The 25,429-nt window shown below is 50.5% G+C and carries 23 protein-coding genes; 22 read left to right on the top strand and 1 reads right to left on the bottom strand.

What is annotated here, in order from left to right; all coding sequences use genetic code 11:
• Nucleotides 1-45 precede the first annotated feature (45 nt).
• The 19 genes from hisA (at nucleotide 46) to E4L36_RS12235 (ending at nucleotide 21,311) form a co-directional block, all read left to right on the top strand.
• The gene (gene hisA / locus E4L36_RS12330; RefSeq protein WP_136680861.1) at nucleotides 46-813 is read left to right on the top strand and encodes a phosphoribosylformimino-5-aminoimidazole carboxamide ribotide isomerase; all 768 of its coding nucleotides are present in this window, start codon (nucleotides 46-48) and stop codon (nucleotides 811-813) included.
• Nucleotides 814-1,151: 338 nt separating this feature from the next.
• Complete coding sequence (leuC, locus tag E4L36_RS12320; protein ID WP_136680860.1) at nucleotides 1,152-2,573, top strand: 3-isopropylmalate dehydratase large subunit; 1,422 nt, start codon at nucleotides 1,152-1,154, stop codon at nucleotides 2,571-2,573.
• A gap of 11 nt (nucleotides 2,574-2,584) precedes the next feature.
• Complete coding sequence (gene leuD / locus E4L36_RS12315; protein WP_127692499.1) at nucleotides 2,585-3,232, top strand: 3-isopropylmalate dehydratase small subunit; 648 nt, start codon at nucleotides 2,585-2,587, stop codon at nucleotides 3,230-3,232.
• Nucleotides 3,233-3,263: 31 nt separating this feature from the next.
• Nucleotides 3,264-4,346: a 3-isopropylmalate dehydrogenase gene (leuB, locus tag E4L36_RS12310; protein ID WP_136680859.1), complete on the top strand. Its 1,083-nt coding sequence runs from the start codon at nucleotides 3,264-3,266 to the stop codon at nucleotides 4,344-4,346.
• Nucleotides 4,347-4,454: 108 nt separating this feature from the next.
• Nucleotides 4,455-5,567, top strand: a complete 1,113-nt coding sequence (gene asd / locus E4L36_RS12305; RefSeq protein ID WP_127692501.1) for an aspartate-semialdehyde dehydrogenase — start codon at nucleotides 4,455-4,457, stop codon at nucleotides 5,565-5,567.
• A 97-nt stretch (nucleotides 5,568-5,664) separates the two neighbouring features.
• On the top strand, nucleotides 5,665-6,687 hold the full coding sequence (locus E4L36_RS12300) for an aspartate-semialdehyde dehydrogenase (protein WP_169051536.1): 1,023 nt from the start codon (nucleotides 5,665-5,667) through the stop codon (nucleotides 6,685-6,687).
• A gap of 161 nt (nucleotides 6,688-6,848) precedes the next feature.
• Entirely contained in the window at nucleotides 6,849-9,803 is a 2,955-nt protein-coding gene (locus E4L36_RS12295) for a FimV/HubP family polar landmark protein (RefSeq protein ID WP_136680857.1), read from the top strand.
• Nucleotides 9,800-10,654: a tRNA pseudouridine(38-40) synthase TruA gene (gene truA, locus E4L36_RS12290; RefSeq protein WP_136680856.1), complete on the top strand. Its 855-nt coding sequence runs from the start codon at nucleotides 9,800-9,802 to the stop codon at nucleotides 10,652-10,654. The genes E4L36_RS12295 and truA overlap by 4 nt, the downstream gene beginning before the upstream one ends.
• Nucleotides 10,655-10,713: 59 nt before the next feature.
• Nucleotides 10,714-11,340, top strand: a complete 627-nt coding sequence (locus E4L36_RS12285) for a phosphoribosylanthranilate isomerase (RefSeq protein WP_136680855.1) — start codon at nucleotides 10,714-10,716, stop codon at nucleotides 11,338-11,340.
• Entirely contained in the window at nucleotides 11,324-12,544 is a 1,221-nt protein-coding gene (trpB, locus tag E4L36_RS12280) for a tryptophan synthase subunit beta (RefSeq protein WP_136680854.1), read from the top strand. The genes E4L36_RS12285 and trpB overlap by 17 nt, the downstream gene beginning before the upstream one ends.
• Before the next feature lie 17 nt (nucleotides 12,545-12,561).
• The gene (trpA, locus tag E4L36_RS12275; protein WP_136680853.1) at nucleotides 12,562-13,365 is read left to right on the top strand and encodes a tryptophan synthase subunit alpha; all 804 of its coding nucleotides are present in this window, start codon (nucleotides 12,562-12,564) and stop codon (nucleotides 13,363-13,365) included.
• A 32-nt stretch (nucleotides 13,366-13,397) separates the two neighbouring features.
• The gene (accD, locus tag E4L36_RS12270; RefSeq protein ID WP_136680852.1) at nucleotides 13,398-14,369 is read left to right on the top strand and encodes an acetyl-CoA carboxylase, carboxyltransferase subunit beta; all 972 of its coding nucleotides are present in this window, start codon (nucleotides 13,398-13,400) and stop codon (nucleotides 14,367-14,369) included.
• A gap of 53 nt (nucleotides 14,370-14,422) precedes the next feature.
• Nucleotides 14,423-15,694, top strand: coding sequence for a bifunctional tetrahydrofolate synthase/dihydrofolate synthase (folC, locus tag E4L36_RS12265; protein WP_136680851.1), 1,272 nt, complete (start codon nucleotides 14,423-14,425; stop codon nucleotides 15,692-15,694).
• 4 nt (nucleotides 15,695-15,698) lie between these two features.
• The gene (locus E4L36_RS12260; protein WP_240770721.1) at nucleotides 15,699-16,259 is read left to right on the top strand and encodes an SPOR domain-containing protein; all 561 of its coding nucleotides are present in this window, start codon (nucleotides 15,699-15,701) and stop codon (nucleotides 16,257-16,259) included.
• A gap of 60 nt (nucleotides 16,260-16,319) precedes the next feature.
• The gene (locus tag E4L36_RS12255; protein WP_127693132.1) at nucleotides 16,320-16,814 is read left to right on the top strand and encodes a CvpA family protein; all 495 of its coding nucleotides are present in this window, start codon (nucleotides 16,320-16,322) and stop codon (nucleotides 16,812-16,814) included.
• 63 nt (nucleotides 16,815-16,877) lie between these two features.
• Nucleotides 16,878-18,404, top strand: a complete 1,527-nt coding sequence (gene purF / locus E4L36_RS12250; protein ID WP_127692511.1) for an amidophosphoribosyltransferase — start codon at nucleotides 16,878-16,880, stop codon at nucleotides 18,402-18,404.
• A gap of 13 nt (nucleotides 18,405-18,417) precedes the next feature.
• Nucleotides 18,418-19,635 (top strand): O-succinylhomoserine sulfhydrylase, encoded by a 1,218-nt coding sequence (locus E4L36_RS12245; protein ID WP_136680849.1) that lies wholly within the window; start codon nucleotides 18,418-18,420, stop codon nucleotides 19,633-19,635.
• Nucleotides 19,636-19,735: 100 nt separating this feature from the next.
• Nucleotides 19,736-20,287: a peptide deformylase gene (locus E4L36_RS12240; RefSeq protein WP_136680848.1), complete on the top strand. Its 552-nt coding sequence runs from the start codon at nucleotides 19,736-19,738 to the stop codon at nucleotides 20,285-20,287.
• A 61-nt stretch (nucleotides 20,288-20,348) separates the two neighbouring features.
• The gene (locus tag E4L36_RS12235; protein WP_240770720.1) at nucleotides 20,349-21,311 is read left to right on the top strand and encodes a tRNA-dihydrouridine synthase family protein; all 963 of its coding nucleotides are present in this window, start codon (nucleotides 20,349-20,351) and stop codon (nucleotides 21,309-21,311) included.
• Here E4L36_RS12235 and pabB read toward each other — a convergent pair.
• Nucleotides 21,308-22,687 carry an aminodeoxychorismate synthase component I gene (gene pabB, locus E4L36_RS12230; RefSeq protein ID WP_136680847.1) on the bottom strand — a complete coding sequence of 460 codons (1,380 nt, stop codon included), beginning with the start codon at nucleotides 22,685-22,687 and terminating at the stop codon, nucleotides 21,308-21,310. The two genes, E4L36_RS12235 and pabB, sit on opposite strands and share 4 nt — an antisense overlap.
• A gap of 129 nt (nucleotides 22,688-22,816) precedes the next feature.
• Here pabB and E4L36_RS12225 point away from each other — a divergent pair, with 129 nt between their 5' ends.
• The 3 genes from E4L36_RS12225 (at nucleotide 22,817) to prpB (ending at nucleotide 25,402) form a co-directional block, all read left to right on the top strand.
• Nucleotides 22,817-23,692 (top strand): alpha/beta fold hydrolase, encoded by an 876-nt coding sequence (locus tag E4L36_RS12225; RefSeq protein WP_136680846.1) that lies wholly within the window; start codon nucleotides 22,817-22,819, stop codon nucleotides 23,690-23,692.
• A 134-nt stretch (nucleotides 23,693-23,826) separates the two neighbouring features.
• Nucleotides 23,827-24,519 (top strand): GntR family transcriptional regulator, encoded by a 693-nt coding sequence (locus E4L36_RS12220; protein ID WP_136680845.1) that lies wholly within the window; start codon nucleotides 23,827-23,829, stop codon nucleotides 24,517-24,519.
• Nucleotides 24,512-25,402 carry a methylisocitrate lyase gene (gene prpB, locus E4L36_RS12215; protein WP_127692517.1) on the top strand — a complete coding sequence of 297 codons (891 nt, stop codon included), beginning with the start codon at nucleotides 24,512-24,514 and terminating at the stop codon, nucleotides 25,400-25,402. Before E4L36_RS12220 ends, prpB begins: the two co-directional genes overlap by 8 nt.
• Nucleotides 25,403-25,429: the final 27 nt, after the last annotated feature.

Here is a 25,429-nt window from a genome sequence, read left to right as displayed (position 1 = left end):
AATATCCGCTACTATTTGCCTCCCATTAATGAGGAGAGCTACCCCGTGACACTGTTTCGTCCCTGTATCGATCTACACCAAGGAAAAGTTAAGCAGATTGTAGGCGGTAGCCTAAATGATGATGGTGCAAAAACGAATTTCGTTAGCGATAACGATGCGGCTTTCTACGCCGGCCTTTATCGTCAGCACCAGCTCACAGGTGGACACGTGATAGCACTTGGCCCGGGGAATAAAAAGCAGGCGTTGTTAGCATTATCGGCATGGCCCGGCGGATTGCAGTTTGGCGGCGGTGTTAACCCAGACAACGCTGCGGAGTATCTTGATGCGGGAGCATCCCATGTCATCGTCACCTCGTATCTTTTCGAGGGTGATACCTTCTCTTTTGAGCGGCTTGAACGCATGAAAGCCGCCGTCGGCGCCGACAAGCTCGTCCTGGATCTCAGCTGTCGACGTACGGCGAATGGGTGGAATATTGCAACCAACCGGTGGCAAACCGTAACTCAGTTGTCGATTACAGAGCAAACGCTGGCGCAACTCGAGCAGCACTGTGCTGAGTTTTTGATTCATGCGGCCGATGTTGAGGGGCTGCAGGGAGGTATCGATCAAGAGCTAGTCAGCTTCTTGGGAGAACATACAAGTATCCCTGTGACATACGCCGGTGGTGCTCGATCTTTAGAGGAACTGAAACAGGTTGATGCCTTATCGAGCGGGCGCGTTGATTTAACGATTGGCAGTGCGTTAGATATTTTTGGTGGCAACGGCGTGACGTTAGAGGAGTGCTTAGACTGGAATCGACAACACTCCGCTGGTTAACGCCCTTCTTATATTCCGCGCTTGTGCTTGGCAAGCGCGGATTCGTTAGACTATTCACTGCTCACTGCTCACTGCTCACTGCTCACTGCTCACTGCTCACTGCTCACTGCTCACTGCTCACTGCTCACTGCTCACTGCTCACTGCTCACTGCTCACTGCTCACTGCTCACTGCTCACCGCTCACGCTATTTATTCCTCTATGGAATGGCTATTAGTAAAATTATGAATTTGTATAATTTGAATGAGTTGCATAGGATAGCGTCTAACAAAGCTTAATAAGCTATATAAGACAAGAAAGACTAGAGCCGTAATAGAGCAATTACGAAAGGAGCACTCCGATGGCTGGTAAGACGCTTTACGATAAGTTGTGGGATCAGCATCTCGTTCGACAGAACGAAGATGGCAGTTCATTAATTTACATTGATCGTCAGATCCTACATGAGGTGACCTCGCCCCAAGCTTTCGAAGGCCTGCGCCTTGCCGGGCGTCAGCCTTGGCGGATCGATGCCAATTTGGCAACGCCAGACCATAACGTTCCGACCACGGCCCGTAGTGGCGGCGTTGATGAAATTGTCGACCCTGTTTCACGTATTCAGGTTAAGACGCTTGACCAAAACTGCGATGATTTCGGTATTGTTGAGTTCAAAATGAACGATACACGCCAAGGCATCGTGCACGTGGTTGGGCCTGAGCAAGGTATGACTTTGCCTGGTACAACAGTAGTTTGTGGTGATTCACACACCTCAACACACGGTGCGTTTGGCGCGTTGGCGCACGGTATTGGCACCTCTGAGGTGGAGCATGTTTTAGCGACTCAATGTTTGATCGCCAAAAAGATGAAAAATATGCTTGTGCGCGTTGATGGTGAGTTGGGCGCAGGCGTAACGGCGAAAGACGTTGTGCTGCACATTATCGGTGTCATTGGTACCGCAGGTGGTACCGGTTATGCCATCGAGTTTGGCGGCTCTGCGATGCGTAGCATCACAATGGAAGGCCGTATGACGATCTGCAACATGGCGATCGAAGCGGGCGCGCGCGTTGGTTTGGTTGCGGTGGATGAAGCAACGATCGACTATTTTAAAGGCCGTCCGTTCTCACCATCTGAAGCGCAATGGGATGCTGCTGTTGCTGCTTGGCGTGAGCTGGTTTCTGATGATGATGCTCAGTTTGATAAAGTGGTTGAGATCAAAGCTGAAGATATCATCCCGCAAGTGACGTGGGGTACGTCACCAGAGATGGTGGTTGATGTGAAGTCAACCGTGCCTGATCCAGACAAAGAAGCAGATCCGGTTAAAGCTGACGGGATTCGTCGAGCATTGAGCTACATGGGCTTATCTGCGAATCAAAAGATCACGGATATTGCGTTAGATCGTGTGTTTATTGGCTCATGCACTAATTCACGTATCGAAGATATGCGTGCGGCGGCTGCGGTCGTGAAAGGCCGTAAAGTGGCTGGTAACGTTAAGCAAGCGTTGGTTGTGCCGGGCTCGGGCTTGGTGAAAGCGCAAGCGGAAGAGGAAGGTCTTGATAAGATCTTCATCGAAGCGGGGCTTGAATGGCGTGAGCCTGGCTGTTCTATGTGCTTGGCGATGAACCCAGATAAGTTGGGTAATGGTGAGCACTGTGCTTCAACGTCTAACCGTAATTTCGAGGGCCGTCAGGGCTTTGGTGGGCGTACGCATCTTGTGAGCCCCGCGATGGCGGCTGCAGCAGCCGTGACGGGGCACTTCGTGGATGTGCGTGAGTTGGTAGCAGAGTAAGGAGCGGTCAAATGAAAAAATTTACGAGCCACACAGGTATCACCGCGCCATTAGATCGCGCAAATGTTGATACGGATATGATTATTCCAAAGCAGTTTTTGAAATCGATCAAGCGTTCGGGGTTCGGCCCCAACTTGTTTGATGAACTGCGCTACATGGATGAAGGGCAGCCTGATCAAGATTGCTCTGGCCGTCCTCTCAACCCAGATTTCGTGCTTAACCAAGCACGCTATCAAGGTGCAAGCATTATGTTGGCGCGCGAGAACTTTGGTTGTGGTTCAAGCCGTGAGCACGCGCCATGGGCGTTGGATGACTTTGGTATCCGTTGTGTTATCGCGCCAAGCTTTGCTGATATTTTCTACAATAACTGCTTTAAGAATGGTCTTTTGCCGATCGTTTTAGACGAAGCGCAAGTCGATCAGCTATTTAAGGAAGTTGAAGCTGAGCAGGGGTATCAGCTAACGGTGGATCTAGAGCGTCAGGTGGTGGTTACGCCATCAGGCACGGAGTTCGCGTTTGACGTGGATGCATTCCGTAAGCACTGTTTGCTAAACGGGTTAGATGATATCGGTTTAACGCTTCAGCAGGCTGACGATATTAAGGCTTATGAAACTCGCCGCCGCCAAGAAGCGCCTTGGCTATTCGATGCGATCAAGTAACAGATAATAGATATTTAAGGAATTAAGGATCATGGCGAAGAACGTACTTATCTTACCGGGTGACGGTATCGGCCCTGAAATCGTCGCGCAGGCCAAGCGTGTTTTGACTCTGGTAAACGATCAGTTCTCGTTGGATTTAACATTCAACGAAGCGCTGGTGGGCGGTGCAGCCATCGATAATGATGGTGTACCGCTACCTGAGGCAACGCTAGAAGCGGCGAAAGCGGCGGATGCTATCTTGTTAGGCGCGGTTGGTGGCCCAAAATGGGACACGAATCCAGATTTCCAAATCCGACCTGAAAAGGGGTTGTTGGGCATCCGTGCGAACTTGGGTCTATTCGGTAACTTACGCCCTGCGATCTTGTACCCTCAACTGGCACACGCTTCGACGCTGAAGCCTGAAGTGGTATCCGGTTTGGATATCCTGATTGTACGTGAGTTAACGGGCGGTATTTACTTCGGTCAGCCACGCGGCGTGCGTGAAAAAGAGGGTGGTATCCGTGAGGGCTACAACACCTACGTATACGACGAAAACGAAATTCGCCGTATCGGTCGTGTTGCGTTTGAAGCCGCTCGTGCGCGTAACAAGAAACTTTGCTCGGTTGATAAAGCCAACGTTCTTGAAGTGACTGTGCTGTGGCGCGAAATCATGGAAGAGCTTGCCAAAGACTATCCGGACGTAGAACTCAGCCATATGTATGTGGATAACGCAGCGATGCAGCTGGTTCGCGCTCCGAAGCAATTTGATGTTATGGTAACGGGTAACATGTTTGGTGATATTTTGTCCGACGCAGCAGCAATGTTGACAGGATCCATCGGCATGTTGCCATCTGCATCACTCGATGTTGATGGTAAAGGTATGTATGAACCATGCCATGGCTCTGCGCCAGATATCGCTGGGCAAGGTAAAGCAAACCCATTGGCAACGATTCTTTCAGCTGCCATGATGCTACGTTACTCATTGGACGCAGGTGAGGCCGCCGATAAAATTGAGGCGGCTGTGAGCCAAGTGCTTGATCAGAATTTGCGTACCGCAGACATTATGTCTGAGGGTATGCAAGAGGTGAGTACCTCTGAAATGGGTGATGCTGTTGTTGCTGCCCTGAAAGGCTAATTAACACCTTTATAGAAATACGCAACAATATCCCGTGGCTGGCTCCTGATATAGGTGCTGGCCGCTTTGTTTATACATTGATTTGATTTTTTAATATTGGGGATACCAATGAAACGTGTAGGTTTTGTCGGTTGGCGCGGAATGGTTGGTTCTGTGCTGATGCAACGCATGCGTGAAGAGCGCGATTTCGATTACATCGAAGAACCGGTCTTCTTTACTACCTCTCAGGTAGGTGAAGCCGGCCCAGATATTGGCAAAGAGATTCCACCATTGAAGGACGCTCGCAACATTGATGAGCTGAAAACGATGGACGCGATTATCTCTTGCCAAGGTGGGGACTACACGAAAGAGGTATTCGCAAAACTACGTGAGTCTGGCTGGAACGGCTATTGGATTGATGCGGCGTCAACGCTGCGTATGGACGATGACAGCATCATCATTCTTGATCCAGTCAACCGCAACGTTATCGACAAAGGTTTGTCGGCTGGCGTGAAGAACTTTGTGGGCGGTAACTGTACAGTGTCGCTGATGCTGATGGGGCTTGGCGGCCTGTTTAAAGGTGGTCACATTGAGTGGCTTACGTCAATGACTTACCAGGCGGCATCGGGTGGCGGTGCGCGCCACATGCGTGAACTGATCTCTCAAATGGGGATTATTCACGGCTCAGTAGCGGACCAGCTGGACGCCTCTAGCGCCATTTTGGAAGTTGATAAGCGTGTTGCCGAAACTATTCGCTCGTCTGATATGCCTGTCGATAACTTTGGTGTGCCGCTAGCAGGCAGCTTGATCCCATGGATCGACTCTGCGCTAGAGAATGGTCAGAGCCGTGAAGAGTGGAAAGGCTTTGTTGAAACCAACAAAATCTTGGGGCGTGGTGAATCACCAATCCCAATCGACGGCACGTGTGTGCGCATTGGTGCAATGCGTTGCCATAGCCAAGCGTTCACTATTAAGCTGAAAGACAATCTGCCAATGGATGAGATCGAATCCATGATTGCTGAAGCTAACCCATGGGTTAAAGTGATTCCGAATGAGCGTGATGTTACTGCGGCAGAGCTAACGCCAGCTAAAGTAACAGGTACATTGAGTGTGCCGGTTGGTCGTTTGCGTAAAATGAACTTGGGTAATCAGTACCTGAATGCGTTCAGCGTAGGTGATCAGCTACTTTGGGGTGCTGCAGAGCCTCTGCGCAGAATGCTGCGTATTTTGATCGAAGGCTAACCCTTTGCGCGAGACGCGCTATAATTGATTAGGTCTTTTTGAATAGCCCGGCTTTGCCCGGGCTATTTTGTATCAGTTTGTAGTAAAGAGAACACGCGTGGAAAGAGAATTAGATATTGCAGTGGTTGGGGTAGAAGGCTTAGTTGGTGAAAGCGTTCTGAATTTGTTAGAAGAGCGGCACTTTCCAGTTGGCTCTCTGTATGTGCTACAACACGGGGAGAGTGAAGTTGATAGTGTTCGCTTCAAAGAAAAGTCTGTTGCGCCGCAAGCGATAGAAACATTTGACTTCAGCCAAGCACAGATCGCCTTTTTTGTAGGCCCGAAAGAACTGGCCGAGCAATACGCGCCACTAGCTGCTGATGCAGGCTGTATCGTGATTGATGTTTGTGGAGCGTTCCGCTTTGAGCCGGATGTGCCCATGGTTATTGCGGGTATCAATGATGACCGTTTAGCTGATTATATGATTCGAAATATCATCAGCTTGCCGAGTGCTACATCGACGATGGTTTGGTCTGCTGCCATGGCGATACATCGAGCGGTTGGTATTGAAGCTGTTACCATCACTGCACTGCAATCCGTATCGGGTAGAGGCAAAGCGGGTGTTGACGAGCTAGCGAAGCAAACGGCGCAGCTATTGAATGCACGTCAAATCACCTCAGACACGTATCGCAAGCAGATCGCCTTCAATGTATTGCCAGAATCTGGCGCATTGCTCGACAATGGCTTCACTCAAGATGAGATGAGTTTGTTATGGGAAACCCATCGTTTACTGGATGATACCAGCGTTGCCGTCACACCAAGCTGCATTGTTGTACCTGTATTTCATGGCGACAGTGCACAAGTGACCGTTGAAACACAGGCCTATATTGGTGCTGAAGAGGCGTGTGATATCTGGCGCCAAAGTACCGATGTAGAGCTGGTTGATGCTGTTGCACAGATGGATTATGCAACCCCCGTAACGGATACGGTTGGTTCCGAAAACGTCTTTGTTAGCCGTGTTCGGGAAGATGCGGCAGGTTATCAGAAGCTAAGCTTTTGGGTGACCGCTGATAACATTCGGGTAACGACAGCAAAGAATGCTGTGTTGCTGGCAGAGCAGCTTGCTACCCAATTTCTATGACAAAAAACACTAAAAGGCGGGAAACTGACTGTAAATCAATGGTTAATCAGTTAGTTTCTTGACCCAGTAGGTGTTTTTCATAATACTTTATTCATGTATCGGACCGGCAACTCGTCGGCTATCGGCGTCGATATCCGCGAGTAAATTAAGGAAAACAAAAAATGCTGCGCAAACTTGCTTTGAGTCTCGCTGTTGCAGGTGTAATCGCATCTTCGCAGACAAACGCATTAGGGCTAGGTGATATCCGTATAAAATCAGCACTGAACGAACCGCTCAATGCTGAAATTCAGCTCAATCAAGTCAGAGACTTGAATCCGCTGCAAATTAGGCCACGAATGGCCACGGCCGATGAGTTTGACCTTGCGGGGTTAAGTCAGCCAAGGATCTTGTCTAATGTTCGTTTCCAAGTGCGTGTAAACCCCAATGGAAGCGGAACCATTTTTCTGACCTCTAATGAGCCGGTTCGTGAGCCGTTTCTCAACTTCTTAGTTGAAGTGAACTGGCCAAGCGGCCGATTGATAAGAGAATATACGGTATTACTTGATCCCCCTGTTTTTGATCCAACCCCTACACCACGCCCAATCGCACCTGCGATATCGAGTGCAGCAGCACCTGTTGCCCCTGTTGTTGCGCAGCCGTCGCCACGCAAAGCGGGTGTATCAAATATCCGCACACGTATGGATAAGGCTTCACAAGCATATGTTGATGTCAAAGATACGTTGTGGGAAATCGCGATCCGTCACCGGGCAGCACCTGATATCTCCTCTTATCAGATGATGATGGCGCTTTACAAAAAGAATCCGCACGCCTTTCCAAACGGTAATATCAACAACCTCAAAGCAGGGGTCGTGATTGATTTACCAACTGAAGCTGAAGCGCGAGCGATGTCTTCGAAGGCTGCTGCCAGCGAAGTGCGTCGTCAAACGAGTGCTTGGAAGAGCGGAACGAAATCCTCTGCGCCGGATAAAGCGCCTGTAGATGCAACAAAAAAGGACGTAAAGAGTGAAGCAAAAGAAGCTGTTACTGCTTCTGGCCCAGAGAAAGGGCAGCTTAAAGTCGTAGCCCCTGGCGATGCGACTGACCAAAAGGATGCGGCACTCAGTGATTCACAAGAAGCAAGTGAAGGCGATCTCGAGCAGAAGAACAAGGCGTTAGAAGATCAACTGTCGGTGTCTCAAGAGTCGATTGATCGGCTCGAGCGCGATAACGCAGAGTTAAAAGAGACGCTGTCTAAAATTCAAGAGCAGTTGGACTCTCTAACGCGTTTAGTTGAATTAAAAGACGAGCAAGTTGCGACGCTACAAAATGAGTTAGCCAAAGCTAAACAGGCGCCCCCACCACCGCCGCCTGAAGAAAGTTTGCTAGACAAACTGATGGCTGCGCCAGAGTACTTAGTCGGTATAGCGGGTGGTTTGCTAGCGCTGTTCGCTGGATTGTTCTTCTTCCTGCGTAAGAAAAAATCTGATGATGCTGATGACGAATTAGAGCCGATTAGCAACTCAGGGCAGGCGCCAAAAGTTGAGCTTGATGATGAAACTGCTGAAGAGATGGCTGCTCTGGAAGCGGCAGCTGATGAATTAGCTGCTGCAGATGACGATGCACCAGCTGATGCACTCGATGAAGTAACCGCTACTGATGCAGATGACAACTTAGAGGCGGAACTTGACGGCCTGTCCGACCTTGACGATCTGGATGATTTAGATGACCTAGAAGATCTAGATTTGGATATGGACCTGGATCTTGACGAGTCTCTTGATAGTGATCTTGATGCTCTAGCATTAGATGAGTCAGAGGAAGCCGAAGCCGCGCCACAGTTGGATCCTGAAGAGGAAGATCTATTAGGCGATATTCTGGATGAGGCAGATGATCTTGACGAGACAGTGCAAGACGACGAGTTCGATCTGGGTCTGGACGATCTAGAGAAAGAGCTTAGTGAGGCAGACGCCCTGGCGGATACGGCTGCTGAACTTGATGATTCAGATAATGTTGAAGATGTTGATACCGCACTCGACGACCTTCTAAACGAAAGTGAAGATGGTCTTGACGAGCTGCTCGGCATGGACGGCATGGATGACGAGCTACAAAACTCGGGCCTAGATAAGATTGAGCCATTAGCTGATGTGGATGATGACGACGAAACACTAGAGTCGTTAGGTATTGATCTTGAGGATGAGCTTGAAGGCTTAGATTTAGATGAAACCGTTGCTGAAGTAGATTCTTCTGAGGCTGAAACGGAAGACTCGCTAGATGACCTTGATGACTTGATAGGCGGGGATCTTGAAGATCTCGACCTTGATGTTGATGGTCTTGGTGACACCAACGGCGTTGAAAGCGGCTTGGATAGTGAGCTCTCGGCTGACCTAGACAACTTGCTCGCTGAAAGTGAAGACCTCTCGACTGATACTACTACTGAAGCGTCTGATGAAATGGGCGATCTAGACTTTGATCTGGATAGCTTGGACGCTGAGCTCGAAGGTGATTTAGCTTCTTTAGAGGCAGAGCCGCAAGCGGAAGCAGCAACTGATAATGCTGATGATGGGCTTGATTTTAATCTCGACGACCTAGATATGGCGGATCTAACTGAGCTTGAAGCAGCTGAGATTGCTGAGCCTGAGGATAGCGGAGAAGCGTTGGACTTTGATTCAACGGCAGATTTGCACCCAGAGGTGGCGGACCTGTTGAGTGATCCTGTTGATCTGGACGATGTGGCTCCGGCAGATGCTGCTATGGGTGATTTGGACACGGCAGGCGTTGAGCTTGATGCGGAAGAGTTGTTGCCGAATACCCCGACTGATGAAGCCGTCACTGAGGAGTTAACGTCCAATATTGAGCATGACCTGGATGCGGAATTGGATGCTGAGCTAGAAGCGCTGCTTAATAGCACCGATAACGATATTGCTCTGGAAGAGGTTAGCTCTGAAGAGGCTTCAGATCCGGTATCTGCTGTTAGCTTCCTCGATAATGCTGATGAAGTTGAGACTAAGCTCGACCTGGCGCGTGCCTACATTGACATGGATGATGTGGATGGTGCTCGTGAAATACTCAAAGAGATTGCCGATGAAGGATCCGACGCACAGAAGTCTGAAGCAAATAGCTTGATGGAGGGCTTGAGTTGACGAGATCTGATACAGACTCGGCACAACAACAAGGGGCGATTTCGATCGCCCCTTATCGTTATGCAGCATGTGTAGAATACGCGGGTGCCAAGTACAAAGGTTGGCAGTCGCAGAAAGATGGTTCTGTGCCCACAATTCAGCAACATGTTGAAGCAGCACTTTCCAAAATCGCGAACGAGCCCGTTTCGGTGATATGTGCCGGGCGGACAGATGCTGGGGTGAGTGGGACCTATCAGATTATCCATTTTGATGCTTCGGTTCTAAGGCCGGACCGGGCTTGGGTGATGGGTGCGAACACCAGTTTGCCAGAGGATATTGCGATCAAGTGGGCAAAGCAGGTTGAGCCTGACTTTCACGCACGCTTTGGTGCGCTAGAGCGCCGTTATCGATACTTGATACTGTCGCAAGAGGTGATGCCGGCGGTGCTTGGTCGTGGTGTTACTTGGACCTATAAAACGCTTGATATCGGCAAGATGCAGGAGGCGGCTCAGTACTTAATTGGTCAGCATGATTTTACATCTTATCGAGCCGTGGGCTGCCAAGCCAAAAGCCCGGTACGTGAGGTGCGTGAGCTTACTATTACGCAGCAAGGCCGTTTGATTGTCATTGATGTCCGCGCTAACGCGTTTCTACATCACATGATTCGTAATTTCGCCGGTGTGTTGATGAAAATAGGAGCGGGTGAGGCTGAACCGGTTTGGGCCAATGACGTCTTAGAGGCTCGTGATCGGCGTGCCGGAGGAGTGACGGCACCACCGTTTGGGCTCTACTTTGTCGATGTTAAGTACCCAGAAAAGTACCAGCTACCGCCATCAGAGATAGGACCCTATTTCTTACCCGGTGATCACTAACGTGATGCCCGCTTATCTGATAGAATTTCTGACTTTAATAGTTACGTAGGTCTTGCTGTATGCCGGTTCGGGTCAAAGTGTGTGGTATCACCCGTTTAGAAGATGCTCAAGTGGCAGTTCGAGAGGGCGCGGCGGCGTTAGGTTTTGTGTTTTATGAGCCGAGTCCTCGTTACATTGCCCCTGTACAAGCGGCGAAAATCATCGAGAGTTTGCCACCTTTCGTCACGACTACCGCACTCTTTGTTAACGAATCAGCTGACGCTGTGGCGGCGATAGCCGAGCAGACGCAGGTGGATCTGTTGCAGTTTCATGGCGACGAATCGGCAGCGTTTTGCGACGCCTTTGACCGTCCTTATATCAAGGCTATTCGAATGCGCCCCAATGCGGATCTGCTTGCAGAGACAGAAGCATTTTCAAGCGCGCGAGCCTTACTATTAGATGCCTATAAGCCGGGTGTGCCAGGCGGCACGGGTGAGGCTTTCAATTGGGATGAGATTCCATTAGAGCTTCGCCACAACATTATTTTGGCCGGTGGGCTGACGCCTGAAAATATATCTCAGGCTATTAAACAAGTAGCGCCCTACGCAGTAGATGTAAGTGGCGGCGTTGAAGCCAGTAAAGGGGTGAAAGACCCCAACAAACTAGCGCGATTTTTCCAAGAGGTAGCACGTGCCGAAAATAGATAACATCGACTCTTTGTTGCAGGCCCCTGATGAACGAGGCCATTTTGGTCCGTATGGTGGCCGGTTTGTCTCTGAAACATTAATGGGGGCGCTTCAGGAACTGGAAGCTCTGTATGAAAAAGTAGCAAATGATCCAAGCTTCCGAGAAGAGTTTGATCGTGATCTTGCCCATTACGTTGGCAGGCCTTCACCACTTTACTTTGCTGAGCGTCTTACTCGCGAAGTTGGTGGCGCTAAAATCTATTTAAAGCGCGAAGACTTAAACCATACCGGTGCGCACAAGGTCAATAACACGATTGGTCAGGCGTTGCTTGCGAAGTATATGGGCAAACCACGTATTATCGCAGAGACAGGTGCTGGCCAGCATGGTGTGGCATCGGCGACGGTCGCTGCGCGCCTTGGGCTAGAGTGTAAAGTCTACATGGGCATCGATGATGTTAAGCGCCAAGCACTTAACGTGTATCGCATGAAGCTACTCGGTGCCGAGGTGGTAGCGGTTGAATCCGGCACGCGTACGCTGAAAGATGCTATGAATGAAGCGATGCGCGATTGGGTTACAAATGTTGATTCAACGTTCTACATCATCGGCACAGCGGCAGGGCCGCACCCGTACCCCAAGCTAGTACGTGACTTTCAGTGCATTATCGGGCGCGAAGCGCGTGAGCAGTGTTTAGCGCAAGAGGGTCGCTTACCAGATGCTTTGGTGGCTTGTGTGGGTGGCGGTTCTAATGCCATCGGTTTGTTCCACCCGTTTATTGCAGATGAGTCGGTCCGTATGATCGGCGTAGAAGCGGGCGGTTATGGCGTGGAAACCGGTGATCACGCTGCACCTTTATGTGCGGGTCGCCCAGGTGTTTTGCATGGTAATCGTACCTACTTAATGGCCGATGATGCGGGTCAGATTCAAGGTACGCATTCGGTATCAGCCGGTTTAGACTACCCCGGTGTTGGCCCTGAACACTCTTGGTTGAAAGACTGTGGTCGTGCTGAATATGTGGCTGCCAATGATGATGAAGCGCTCGCGGCTTTCCGTATGCTGACCCGTGTTGAAGGCATTATGCCGGCACTCGAATCCAGCCATGCGATTGCGCATGCTGTTAAAGTTGCTAAAGAGATGTCACCGGATCAGATTGTGGTGGTTAATCTATCCGGCCGTGGTGATAAAGATATTCATACCGTTGCGGGTATTGACGGTATCGAACTTTAAGGAATTAGAGGTATCAGATGAACCGAATTGAAGCTTGTTTTACATCCTTAAAGTCGCAAAATCGTAAGGCGTTGATTCCTTATGTTACTGCTGGTGATCCTCAACCCGGTGTTACTGTTGGTCTGATGCACGCGATGGTTGAGGCAGGTGCTGATATCATCGAACTGGGTGTTCCTTTTTCTGATCCGATGGCGGATGGCCCTGTGATTCAGCTCGCGTGTGAACGTGCATTAGCGCACAATACGCGGCTTGTTGATGTGCTAGCGATGGTTGCTCAGTTTCGGGAGACAAACAGTGAAACGCCAGTCGTACTCATGGGGTACCTGAATCCAGTTGAGATGATGGGCTATGAAGCTTTCGCTGAGCAGGCTGCGCGTGCCGGCGTCGACGGCGTACTGACGGTGGATCTGCCACCAGAAGAGTCTGAAGCGTTTGTTGCAGCCATGAAAGCCAATGCCATTGATGTCATTTATCTATTGGCACCAACGACGGAAGAGTCGCGCATCGAAGCGGTATGTCGTTACGGTTCAGGCTATGTGTATTATGTTTCGGTTAAAGGTGTCACAGGGTCAGCGGCGCTCGATGTTGATGAGGTCTCGCGCAAGTTGGAAGTTGTTCGCCGTCACACGGACATGCCGGTAGGTGTTGGTTTTGGTATCCGTGATGGCGCGTCTGCAGCGGCAGTTGGTGAAGTTGCAGATGGTGTTATTGTTGGCAGTGTGCTCGTTAATCAGATAGCTGAGCATGCCGAAAACCCAGACGCGATTAAAACGAATGTATCAGCAATCCTGACGCAGATGCGCTCTGCGATGGATGCATGAATTTATAATTTAAAACTGGATTTAGATAAAAGATGAGTAACTGGTTAGACAAAATTGTCCCATCGCTTGTTCGCTCCGAAACACGCAAATCAAGTGTTCCAGAGGGTCTCTGGCATAAGTGCGTGAAATGTGAGTCAGTACTTTATCGCCCAGAGCTAGAGAAAAATCTAAACGTGTGTACTAAGTGTGGCCATCACATGCGCCTAACAGCACGTATGCGTTTAGAGACATTTCTTGATAAAGACTCCTTTACCGAGTTGGCAACTGAGGTAGAGCCTGTTGATCGCCTGAAGTTTAAAGACTCCAAAAAGTACAAGGATCGTCTATCCGCAGCACAGAAGTCGACAGGTGAAAAAGACGCTCTGATTGCGATGAAAGGCACTCTGAAGGGTATGCCTGTTGTCGCAGTGGCTTTCGACTTCCAGTTTATGGGTGGTTCGATGGGCGCGGTTGTTGGTGAGCGATTTGTACGTGCTGTCAACGAGGCGCTGGCGACAAAAGTACCGATGATCTGCTTTTCAGCATCAGGCGGTGCCCGGATGCAAGAAGCTCTGTTCTCACTGATGCAGATGGCAAAGACCAGTGCTGCACTACAGAAAATGCGCGAGGCGGGTCTGCCTTACGTTTCCGTGTTAACGGACCCTGTTTATGGTGGTGTTTCGGCAAGTTTGGCGATGTTGGGTGATTTAAACGTTGCTGAGCCGCGCGCATTGATTGGCTTTGCCGGTCCTCGTGTTATTGAGCAAACGGTACGTGAAAAACTGCCTGAAGGTTTCCAGCGCTCTGAGTTTCTGTTGGAGCATGGTCAAGTGGATATGATTGTGCCGCGTCTTGAGCTACGTGACCGTTTGTACTCTGCACTGGCTATTTTCATGCATCAGTTTGCCGCGCCGGTTGTGGCAGAGGTGAGTACTGAAGGTGCAGCAGAGGGCGTGGTCGACGCTGATGTTGCTGAGGCGATCGCGCCTGACACCGACCCCGAGCAACAAGAAGCGAAGCAGTAACTACTTTTAAGGCCGGTTTTCCGGCCTTTTTATCGGAAGTGAATAACAGCAAGATGAACAAAGCATCCTTCACTCTTCAGCAGTGGCTCTCTTGGATGGAGCAGGCCCATACCTCTGCGATTGATATGGGACTCACGCGTTGCCAAACGGTATTCGATGCCATGGCGCTCGATTTTGGCAGCACGAAAATCGTCACGGTAGGCGGTACAAATGGTAAAGGCTCCAGCGTCGCTATGTTTGACGCTGTGTTGCGTGCTGCGGGTTATCGAACGCTTTGTTATACCTCTCCTCACCTTGAAGTTTATAACGAGCGCGTGGTTATTGATGGTGAGATGTGCAGTGATGCGCAACTGGTGGAAGCCTTTTGTGCGATCGATGCGGCACGTGAGCAGGTGGGGATTTCATTATCCTATTTTGAGATTGGCACCCTAGCTGCACTTTGGATTGTTGCTCAAGAGCAACCCGATGTCGCTTTATTAGAGGTTGGCTTAGGTGGCCGTTTAGATGTTGTGAATCTCATGGATGCTGATGTTGCTGTGATCGCAACGGTTGGGATCGATCATGTTGATTGGCTTGGCGATGATCGTGAAATTATCGGTTGGGAAAAAGCGGGTATCTTTCGTGAAGGTCGGCCTGCAGTTTGCGGTGATCTCGAACCACCACTATCGATTGCGCGTCATGCTAACGAGGTGGGAGCAAAGCTGTTTCAGGCAAGTAATGATTTCTCCTATCAACTTCATGAAGATGGGGGGCAGTGGTCATTTAAAGGGCTGGATAGCCAGCATCAAGAAGTTGCTATTGAGTCGTTGCCAGTCCCTCAGCTGCCGTTACAAAACGCGGCGACGGTCATACAAGCACTGCTGTTGCTGGGGGTAGAGGTGTCGCACGAGGCCTTGAGTCAAGGCTTTGCTCATGCACGTGTGCGAGGCAGGTTAGATGCGCAAACGTATAGAGGCTGCCCACTTTTGCTAGATGTGGCTCACAACCCACAGGCAGCGAGCTATTTGGCGAAACGGTTAGAAGGTAAGCAGTTCAAAGTGGTCTTAGGCATGTTAGCTGACAAAGATTGCACGGCGGTGATGGCGGCACTTGCACCTATTGTGTCGCAGTGGCATCTGGTTACGCTCGATGTACCCCGTGGTCAGACTGCGAAGTCGCTGTCGACGATGCTACCCGCTAGTACCGATCAGGCCGTCTATCAGCACGCCTCTGTTGGCGATGCGATTAAGCAGCTTGCCTCTGATAAGGAGCAGCTACTCGTTGTAGGCTCCTTCTTCACTGTAGCGGATGCTTACCGACTGATTGAGGGGGACGCAAATGGATAGCACAATGAAAAAGCGGCTATTGGGCTTTGCGCTTATCGCTATCACGCTCGCAGTGCTATTACCGCTGTTTCTGCAAGGTGATGGTTATCGGGAGCGCCAACTAGAAAGTCGTATCCCAGCGACACCGGCAATGCCGCAAGTCGCAATTTTGGAGCCGCAGTCGGAAGAGTTACCGGATACCAGCGAGTACCCACCCCCACAAGAAGAAGTCGTTGTCAGTGTGGTTGATCCTGCGCCTGCGGTGCCTGCTAAGCCCGTTGCAGAAGCTGATAAGCGCCCTGTGAAAAAGCCGACTGTAGATGAGCCCGCCCCCGCACTTGATGAACAAGGGGTTCCAGTTGCTTGGACACTACAGCTTGCAAGCTTTAAAGATGAAGCGAACGCGAAAGCGCTGCGCAAGCAGTTGGTGGGCAACGGCCATAAAGTGTATACCCGTCAAGGTGCAGATCTTTACAAAGTCTATGTCGGGCCTGACTTTAATAAAGAGCGCTTGACCCAACTGCAAGCAAGACTACAAAGTGATTTTGGCTTGGAAGGAATTATCATCCGATTCACAACCCAATGATTGGGTTATTGTTAACCCTTTGTTAAAATGCGCGCAATTTGAGAAGAGTAGATGGCAACAATGAACTGGGCCGATTGGGCAATCTTAGCAATAGTCTTAATCTCGGGATTGTTTAGTATCCGGCGCGGCTTCGTTAAAGAGGCATTGTCTCTGGTAACCTGGGTGGCAGCTTTTATTGTTGCGCGTTTGTTTACCAACTCACTTGCAGTCGTATTGACCGACTATATCCAAACCCCTTCGTTCCGAATTGTCGCGGCCTTCGGCCTATTATTTATCTTAACCCTTATTTGTGGTGCCCTGATTAGTAACCTTATCGGCGTGCTGGTGGAAGCCACCGGCCTAAGTGGAACTGATCGTATGCTGGGAATGGGTTTTGGTGTCATTCGAGGTGGTTTGATTGTGGTTGTGATTGTTGCCTTGCTCGGTGAAACACCTGCGGTGCGTGATCAATGGTGGCAGGACTCCCAACTTATCCCTCACTTCGCTTTGATGGAAAGTTGGACCCGGCAAGTTGCGACAGAAATTGGCCAGATGATCTGGCAGGCTGGGCGTTAGCTGAGCAGTTGTTAGATATTCTTGTTGTTTAAACGTTTTTAAGATCCTTCGAGGTAGTTCAACATGTGCGGTATCGTCGGCCTAGTGGCCAAATCCTATGTTAACCAGACTATTTTTGATGCGTTGACCGTACTTCAGCATCGCGGGCAGGACGCTGCTGGTATGGTGACGTGTGAAGGGAATCGTTTCTTCTTACGTAAGGACAACGGCTTAGTTAACGAAGTGTTTCGCACGCGTCATATGAAGCGCTTAACCGGAAACGTGGGCATCGGTCATGTACGTTATCCGACCGCGGGCAGCTCCAGTGCAGCGGAAGCGCAACCTTTTTATGTTAACTCGCCTTATGGTATTGCCCTAGCACACAACGGCAACCTAACGAATGCTGAAGATCTCGCAGATGAGATGTTCCGTGCGGACCTGCGCCACATTAATACAACATCTGACTCTGAAGTGTTGCTCAACGTTTTCGCGCATGAGCTACAAGCGCAGGGCAAACTGAAGCCTGAGCCTGATGATATTTTTGCGGCTGTTTCTGCTGTACACAAACGTGTTAAAGGTGGTTACGCGGTTGTAGCTGTGATCACAGGCTATGGCGTGCTCGCATTTCGAGATCCCAATGGTATTCGCCCGTTGGTATATGGCACACGCTCTACGCCAGCAGGCGAGGAGTGCATGGTGGCATCTGAAAGCGTGGCGCTAGATATTTCCGGCTTTAGCCTAGTACGTGACATTGAACCGGGCGAAGCGATCTTCATCGATATGGAAGGTAACGTGTTCACGCGTCAGTGTGCTGAAAACACCAAGCTTGCGCCATGCTTGTTCGAGTATGTCTACCTGGCTCGCCCTGACTCCATCATTGATGATGTGAATGTTCATACAGCACGTATGCAGATGGGTATCAAGCTGGCGGAAAAAGTCATGAAAGAGCGCCCTGAGCACGATATCGATGTGATCATTCCGATTCCAGATACCAGCCGTACATCAGCGCTAGAGATGGCTAAACACCTGAACGTTACGTTCCGTGAAGGCTTTATCAAGAATCGCTATATTGGTCGTACTTTTATTATGCCGGGGCAGACCCAGCGTAAGAAATCCGTGCGCCGCAAACTCAATCCTATCGAGATGGAGTTTAAAGATAAGGTGGTCATGCTGGTCGATGATTCTATCGTGCGTGGCACAACATCTAAGCAGATCGTCCAAATGGCGCGTGATGCGGGTGCGCGCAAAGTGTACTTTGCGTCTGCTGCGCCACCAGTGCGCTATCCGAATGTATATGGTATTGATATGCCATCGCCGGAAGAGTTTATTGCTCATAACCGTACTGAAGATGAGATTGGTGAAGCGATTGGAGCGGATTGGATGCTCTATCAAGATCTTGAAGATCTGAAAGAAACGGTGAATAGCTGTGTGAATCATCGCTTTGCTGACTTTGACTCGTCGGTGTTCGATGGGTATTACGTAACTGGTGATATCGATGCGGATTACTTGGCGCGTCTAGACCAGAAACGTAATGATGCAGCCAAGCTAACGCCAGATTCTGCAGATACGGAAGATGGCGCCCCCGCTGATCTCCACAACAAAATACAGTAAGGCGGCATGGTTAATGACAAAGCCTAATTTTGAACATCAAGAGCGGATTCAGTTCACGAGCGAGGATGCGGAGCTAGCGACCCTCGCTGTGCGTGCAGGTCAGTTGCGCACGATAGAGGGTGAACATAGCGATCCAATTTTTCCGACCTCGAGCTTTGTCTACTCAAGTGCAGCTGAAGCGGCTGCGCGCTTTGGCGGTGATGAGCCGGGCAATATCTATTCGCGTTTTACTAACCCGACAGTTAATGCCTTTGAGCGACGTATCGCAGCATTAGAAGGCGCTGAGCGTGCCGTTGCGACATCGTCTGGTATGGCTGCCATCTTGAGCATCGGCTTGTCGTTGCTTCAGCAGGGCGATCATGTTGTTTGCTCACGCAGTGTTTTCGGCTCAACAGTCTCTCTGTTTGAGAAGTACCTTAGTCGCGCGGGTATCACGACAACGTTTGTTGATCCCAAAGAGCTGAGTGCTTGGGAGGCTGCAATCCAGCCAAATACGCGTTTGCTGTTCTTAGAAACACCGTCTAATCCGCTGGCTGAACTGACAGATATCGAAGCGGTGGCTGAGCTTGCTCATAACCATGATGCGCTGCTTGCAGTGGACAACTGCTTTTTAACGCCTATTTTCCAGCAGCCGCTGGCATTAGGTGCTGATATCGTAATCCACTCAGCCACCAAGTATTTAGATGGCCAAGGTCGTTGTGTTGGCGGTGTGTGCCTCGGCAGCGACAAGTTGATGGAAGAGGTGTTTGGGTTTATCCGCACCGGTGGCGCATGTATGAGCCCCTTCAACGCATGGACATTCCAGAAGGGGCTGGAAACTCTCAAGATTCGTATGGAAGCCCACGCAAGCAACGCGCTGGCGATGGCTAGTTGGTTAAAGGCGCAGCCTGGAATCGAAAAAGTTCACTATTCAGGTTTGGCCGATCACCCGCAGCACGCGCTTGCTAAGCGTCAGCAAACAGGGTTTGGTGGTGTGCTCGCGTTTGAAGTTGCCGGTGGAAAAGAAGCGGCTTGGCGCTTTATCGATGCGACAAAAATGGTGTCGATCACGGGTAATCTGGGCGATGTCAAAACAACCATCACGCATCCTGCGACAACAACTCATGGGCGTATGTCGGTTGAAGCACGTGCGCAAGCGGGCATTAAAGACAATTTAATCCGCCTTTCCGTGGGTATCGAAGCGCTTGAAGATATCCAAGCCGATATGGCGCTGGGGCTAGCGGCGCTTTAGTCCACGTTTTACTATCGAACTCAAGTTGGCCGGCTTATCTTAGATGAGCCGGTCGCTTTGTTTTTGGGCGTTCCAATAAGTAGTGGGAGTCTCTGTATTTATGCGAGTTAAGCAATTAGGTGAGTCTATTCTGCGGGAGACGGCGCTTGCCGTTACCCAAAATGAGTTATCGTCAGTCGAAATTAATGACGCTATCACCGAGATGCAAAAAATCCTCGACTGTATTCAAGCGATCTCGCCAGAAAATGGGAACGCCATAGCAGCACCTCAAGTTGGGTTGGGTAAGCGCCTTATTGTGTTACGCATTGAAGGGCAGTTTGTGACTTTAGTGAACCCGGCTATCTCGTGGGCGTCTGAAGACACGAACGACTCTAATGAGGAGTGCTTCAGCTTCTATCAGTTGCGTGGTGTGGTTGAGCGAGCTGCGCAGGTATGGGTGGATTACACCGATGTGGTAGGGCACCCACAGCAGCTCAGATTATCTGGCGATGCTGCCGCGCTCGTTCAGCACGAAATTGATCATTTGGATGGCATCTTCTTTTTGGATAAAGTCGCGGATACAACGACAGTTGCATCGGTTGAGTCGGTATACGCGGCGAACCCTGCGCGGTTAGCACAAGTACGTGACATGATCGCTTATATGGTGGGCTAATGCGGCCATGCGAGTGTCTTCACAGCTTCCCACTGAACAGATCCAGTAAAGAGAGTTAATCGTGGACCAAGGTAAAATCATTCTGGCACCGATGGAAGGTGTGGTTGATTACACCATGCGTAAGCTTGTAACTGAGCTTGGCGGCGTTGACCTGTGCGTGACCGAATTTATCCGCGTGACAGAGCAGTTGTTGCCGCGAAAAGAGTTTTTAAAGCACGCGCCTGAACTTTACGAAGGTGGACGGACATCCGCAGCGATTCCGGTAGCTGTGCAGTTGCTCGGCAGCGATCCTGAGGCACTTGCGATGAATGCGATTCGCGCTGCGCGGATGGGTGCCCCTAGTGTTGATCTTAATTTTGGCTGCCCTTCTAAAACAGTGAACAAGTCTCGCGGTGGGGCCGTACTGTTAGATGAGCCAAACTTGATTCATGATATTGTCAAAACCGTTCGCGTAGCGGTGCCCGATAAGGTGCCAGTCACTGCAAAGATGCGCTTAGGTAACAAAGACAAAACTTTGGCTTTTGAAAATGCGGTAGCTATCGAAGAGGCCGGTGCGAATGGGTTGGCTATTCATGCGCGAACAAAAGTCGAAGGATACAAGCCACCGGCACACTGGGAGTGGATCGCGCGTATTAAAGAGCAGGTGAACTTGCCTATTGTGGCAAATGGCGAAGTGTGGACCTGCGAAGACTACCGGCGCTGTCGTGATATCAGCGGATGCGAGGATGTCATGATTGGTCGAGGTCTTATCGCCAGACCGGAGCTCGGACTGATGATCAAAGCGGATCGCATTGGCGAACAAGCCACCGCTGCGGCGTGGCACGAAGTACTCAAGCTGTTGCTGCACTACTTTGATCATGTTGAGGCGAAGCTTCCAGCGCGTTATGTGCACGGTCGTATCAAACAGTGGATCAATATGATGCGCCCACAGCGTGAGGAGGCCGAGGCGCTGTTTGCTGAGATCAAAGTGATTAAAGATTTAACGTTACTGCGCAGCTATCTGGTTGAGCAGTTAGAGGCCTAGCGCTCGCTTAGGCCTTCCAGTGTTTTGAGCAAATTATTGACCTTATCGTACGTCTCTTGATACTCAGCGTGTGAGTTGGAATCCGCAACGATTCCGCCACCTCCCCAGCAATGGAGGGTGTTGTTCTCGGCCAGCAACGTGCGGATCGTGATGCTGGTATCCATCTCTCCTGACAAACTGATATAGCCAATACTGCCACAATAGACGGCGCGGCGATGGGGCTCTAGCTCGTCGATGATCTCCATGGCGCGAATTTTCGGCGCGCCTGTAATCGAGCCGCCCGGAAAGGCGCCTTCGAGCAAAGCAACAGGCGTTTTTCCCTCAGCTAACGTGCCCGTTACGGTGCTGACAAGATGATGGACATTACGGTAGCTCTCTACGGCAAATAACTTCGGCACTTTGACACTGTTCAGCGCGCAGCTTTTACTGATGTCGTTGCGTAGTAGATCGACAATCATGACATTCTCTGCTCGGTCTTTCTCGGCTGAGGTGAGATCGTCGATCATCGCTTGGTCTTGCTGTGGGTCTGGATCGCGCGGCCGGGTGCCCTTAATCGGTTGAGTGATAACCTGTTGCTGTTTGTTGACGGTCAAGAAGCGCTCAGGTGACAGTGAAAGCACTGCTCCGTGTTCCGTATCAAAATATGCTGCGTAGTGGGTTGGTGCTTTTTCTCGCAGCGCTTTGTACGCCTCCCAAGGGTCGCCCTCGAAGCTTGCAGTATGGCGCTGAGCAAAGTTAACTTGATAACAATCGCCCGCGCGGATGTATTCGTCAATTGCGGCAAGCTTCTGGTGGTATTCGGCCTCAGACACATTGCTTTTAAAGGGCTGGGTTAGAGTAAAAGCGTGCCGCTGGGTTGTCGTTGTCGTTGCCGTTGCCACTTGCTGCTTTAGCATCGCCACATCATTGGGTGATACAAGGTCGCTAACCAGTAGCCATGCTTGTGACGCCTCATGGTCAATCACAACAGACCAGCCATACAACCCAATCTGCATCTCAGGAAGGAGGTTGTCGTCTAAGGCGTGGCTAGGCAACGATTCAACAGTGCGGCCAAGGTCATAACTGAAATGGCCGACAAATCCGGCGCCAAAGGGGAGTTCACCCAACGTATCCAAGTTCTGCTGTAGCTTTGTATAGCAACGCTCTAACAGTTGAAAAGGTGGCTCATCCTGTTTCCAGTCGACCGGTAGGTTCACGCCACGCAGCTTACCGCGTGAATAGACTAGGGAAGCCATCGGGGCCGCAACGAGGATATCAAAGCGGCCTCGCTCACTAGAAGGTTTGCCGCTATCGAGCAAGATGGCACCACCCAAGGGGCGAAGCCTCTCAAAATATTCGGTAGTCGTTACTGAGTAAGCGATCGAAAACTTGCGCACGTCACCTAAGACCTTTGATCTATAAAGAGGCGCATTTTACGCATCCTTGCGGCGTTAAGCGAGTCCAGACCTTTGCTAGTGAATCGACGTATAATAATGTGTCGACAATCTAATAAGGAACTTCGATCCATGAGGTCACGTTACACCGCAGAGAAGCGAACGCTTCGCTTGCCTGATCAAGTCATTAGCTATCATCTCTACCGCCATCCAACGCAAACTAACGGCCAGCGCTTGGTTTTGCTGCATGGTGCGGGTGTGGCGGGTGTCGACACGTGGGGGGCGCTCATCAACTGCTTAGATCAATGGCAAGAGATTCTTGTGCCAGATCTGCGCGGGATGGGTGAGACGGTTTCACCAGATGGCGCTGAGGTGGCGTTCACGGCGGACACTTTGGTGGCCGACCTATCAGCGTTAGCCGATCATCTTAGTTGGTGGTCGTTTGACCTAGGCGGCTACTCGTTGGGAGGGATGGTTGCGATGCTATTCAAGCAGCAGCGCTCGGACCGGGTGGCGAAGCAGTTTTTACTCGAGCCTGCGCTGCTTGATAGACCGAGCTGGCAAGAGACGGTCACGCTACGCCAACGATATGCCCAAACCGCGGAGCTGTTGCGTACTCCGAGCAGCCGAGAGGGCATTCGTAACTTCCTTGATACGATCTCTCCAAACCGCAAAACAGCGGCACAAGCTGAGGAGCTGGCTATCTCGCGTTTAGCTCTGCGCCCGGAGGGTTTCGCCAACGCGCTTGATTGCGTCTCGCAAGCGATTCACCGCATCAGCAGAGAAGCGTTAGTCGCGGCTCAAGGAGATGTCAGTAGCTTTATTGGTGGGTTAAGTGTTGAGCCGATGCACCAATATCATCGTGATATGGCTGAAGGGTTGCCCAATTGGCACTACTTTTTGGTACCGGGGACGGATCACTCTCTACCATTTCAAAAGCCCCGACAGGTGGCAAAAGTGATGGACCAGGAGGTGCTTCGGTATCGTGAGGTAGCCAGCAAAACTTGATCCGTATATACCCTTAAACTTTTGTATAGTGTAGACAACTTTATACCTTTGCTTTGTTGACGCACTATTTTATCAGCTGTATGGTTTGTTTAACTCAGGATTGTCGACAATCTTGAAGGAGGTTCGTTAAGGTTATGAGTGAAAATCTAATAGAAAGCCGAACACTTGCAGATAAGGTTTGTGAGCAAATTGTCACTGCCATCGTTGTTGGTGATATTCCGCCCGGCCAAAAGATCAGCGAGCCCGAATTGGCACGTACCTACGGCATTAGCCGGGGGCCGCTTCGCGAAGCGATGCGCCGCCTCGAGGGACTGCGGTTGATTGAACGCAAACCTCATGTGGGCGCGCGTGTTGTCAAACTTAGCATCAAGGAACTCATCGAGATCTACCGAGTGCGTGAAGCACTTGAAGGCATGGCGTGTCGTATGGCTGCTGAGTTTATGACCGAGCAGGAGATCGATGCGTTACGCACCTTGCTCGACGAGCATGAGCGCAGTGTCGAACAGCTGGATGGCCGCTCCTACTTCCAAAAAGAGGGCGATCTGGATTTTCACTACCGTATTGTTCAGGGCAGCAAGAACGAGAAGTTACTTGAGCTACTGGGCAGCGACCTTTATCACTTGGTACGCATGTACCGTTACCAATTTAGTGTTTCAAGTTCTCGGCCCAAGCGCGCACTTAAAGAGCATCGTCAGATTGTGGATGCGATCGAAGCTCGTGATCCTGAGCTAGCAGAGATGCTGATGCGTCGTCATATCAGTGCTGCAAGAAAGAACATTGAAGCGAAATTAGACGTAGCACCACACAGAGAGGGTAAACATGGCTAAATTGACTGCAGGCGGTCGTTTCCGCAAAGCGCTAGAAGAGACAAAACCACTTCAAATCGTTGGTACAACGAACGCTTATCACGCCATGATGGCGGAGCGTGTTGGCCATAAGGCTATCTACCTGTCTGGTGGTGGTGTCGCAAACCACTCTTACGGTCTGCCGGATCTAGGCATGACATCAATGAATGACGTGCTAGCTGACGTTGCTCGCATCACAAGCGCTGTTGAAACGCCGCTTATCGTTGATATCGATACGGGTTGGGGTGGTGCGTTCAACATCGCTCGTACCGTTAAAGAGATGACGAAGTTTGGCGCAGCAGGCTGCCATATCGAAGATCAGGTCGCACAAAAGCGTTGTGGCCACCGTCCGAACAAAGAGATCGTTACGCTAGAAGAGATGGTTGATCGTGTGAAAGCAGCCGTTGACGCTAAAACAGATGATGATTTCTTCATTATCGCCCGTACCGACGCATTCCAGATGGAAGGTCTTAACGCAGCAGTTGAGCGTGCGCAAGCGTGTCTTGAAGCGGGTGCTGATGGCATCTTTGCTGAAGCGGTTCATACGTTAGATGACTACAAAGCGTTCTCTAACGGTATCAACGGTGCACACCTATTGGCGAACATTACTGAATTCGGTGCAACGCCATTGTTCAATAAAGAAGAGCTAGCAGAGAACGGCGCAACGATGGTGCTGTACCCGCTGTCTGCTTTCCGTGCAGCTAACCTAGCAGCGTTGAATGTATTTGAAGCGATTCTACGTGATGGCGATCAGAAAGCTGTTGTCGATACGATGCAAACACGTATGGATCTTTACGACTTCCTTAACTACCACGACTTTGAGCAAAAGCTAGATGCATTGTTTGCTGAAGGTAAGAACAAGTAGTCGTTTCTCGTTAGTCAAATAATAAGT

Source organism: Neptunomonas sp. XY-337 (assembly GCF_004959845.1).
In the GTDB taxonomy this organism is placed as follows: Bacteria; Pseudomonadota; Gammaproteobacteria; order Pseudomonadales; family Balneatricaceae; genus Neptunomonas; species Neptunomonas marina.
The sequence above is the reverse complement of the archived record's forward strand: the minus strand, read 5'-3'. Positions and strand labels throughout refer to the sequence as shown.

What these genes read in the sequence shown, in the direction of transcription:
- E4L36_RS12240 (WP_136680848.1), top strand. Translation starts at nt 19,736, where the DNA reads ATGCGAGTTAAGCAATTAGGTGAGTCTATTCTGCGGGAGACGGCGCTT.
- E4L36_RS12285 (WP_136680855.1), top strand. Translation starts at nt 10,714, where the DNA reads ATGCCGGTTCGGGTCAAAGTGTGTGGTATCACCCGTTTAGAAGATGCT.
- folC (WP_136680851.1), top strand. Translation starts at nt 14,423, where the DNA reads ATGAACAAAGCATCCTTCACTCTTCAGCAGTGGCTCTCTTGGATGGAG.
- prpB (WP_127692517.1), top strand. Translation starts at nt 24,512, where the DNA reads ATGGCTAAATTGACTGCAGGCGGTCGTTTCCGCAAAGCGCTAGAAGAG.
- E4L36_RS12220 (WP_136680845.1), top strand. Translation starts at nt 23,827, where the DNA reads ATGAGTGAAAATCTAATAGAAAGCCGAACACTTGCAGATAAGGTTTGT.
- asd (WP_127692501.1), top strand. Translation starts at nt 4,455, where the DNA reads ATGAAACGTGTAGGTTTTGTCGGTTGGCGCGGAATGGTTGGTTCTGTG.
- leuD (WP_127692499.1), top strand. Translation starts at nt 2,585, where the DNA reads ATGAAAAAATTTACGAGCCACACAGGTATCACCGCGCCATTAGATCGC.
- purF (WP_127692511.1), top strand. Translation starts at nt 16,878, where the DNA reads ATGTGCGGTATCGTCGGCCTAGTGGCCAAATCCTATGTTAACCAGACT.
- trpA (WP_136680853.1), top strand. Translation starts at nt 12,562, where the DNA reads ATGAACCGAATTGAAGCTTGTTTTACATCCTTAAAGTCGCAAAATCGT.
- E4L36_RS12295 (WP_136680857.1), top strand. Translation starts at nt 6,849, where the DNA reads ATGCTGCGCAAACTTGCTTTGAGTCTCGCTGTTGCAGGTGTAATCGCA.
- E4L36_RS12225 (WP_136680846.1), top strand. Translation starts at nt 22,817, where the DNA reads ATGAGGTCACGTTACACCGCAGAGAAGCGAACGCTTCGCTTGCCTGAT.
- E4L36_RS12245 (WP_136680849.1), top strand. Translation starts at nt 18,418, where the DNA reads ATGACAAAGCCTAATTTTGAACATCAAGAGCGGATTCAGTTCACGAGC.
- leuC (WP_136680860.1), top strand. Translation starts at nt 1,152, where the DNA reads ATGGCTGGTAAGACGCTTTACGATAAGTTGTGGGATCAGCATCTCGTT.
- E4L36_RS12260 (WP_240770721.1), top strand. Translation starts at nt 15,699, where the DNA reads ATGAAAAAGCGGCTATTGGGCTTTGCGCTTATCGCTATCACGCTCGCA.
- accD (WP_136680852.1), top strand. Translation starts at nt 13,398, where the DNA reads ATGAGTAACTGGTTAGACAAAATTGTCCCATCGCTTGTTCGCTCCGAA.
- leuB (WP_136680859.1), top strand. Translation starts at nt 3,264, where the DNA reads ATGGCGAAGAACGTACTTATCTTACCGGGTGACGGTATCGGCCCTGAA.
- E4L36_RS12255 (WP_127693132.1), top strand. Translation starts at nt 16,320, where the DNA reads ATGAACTGGGCCGATTGGGCAATCTTAGCAATAGTCTTAATCTCGGGA.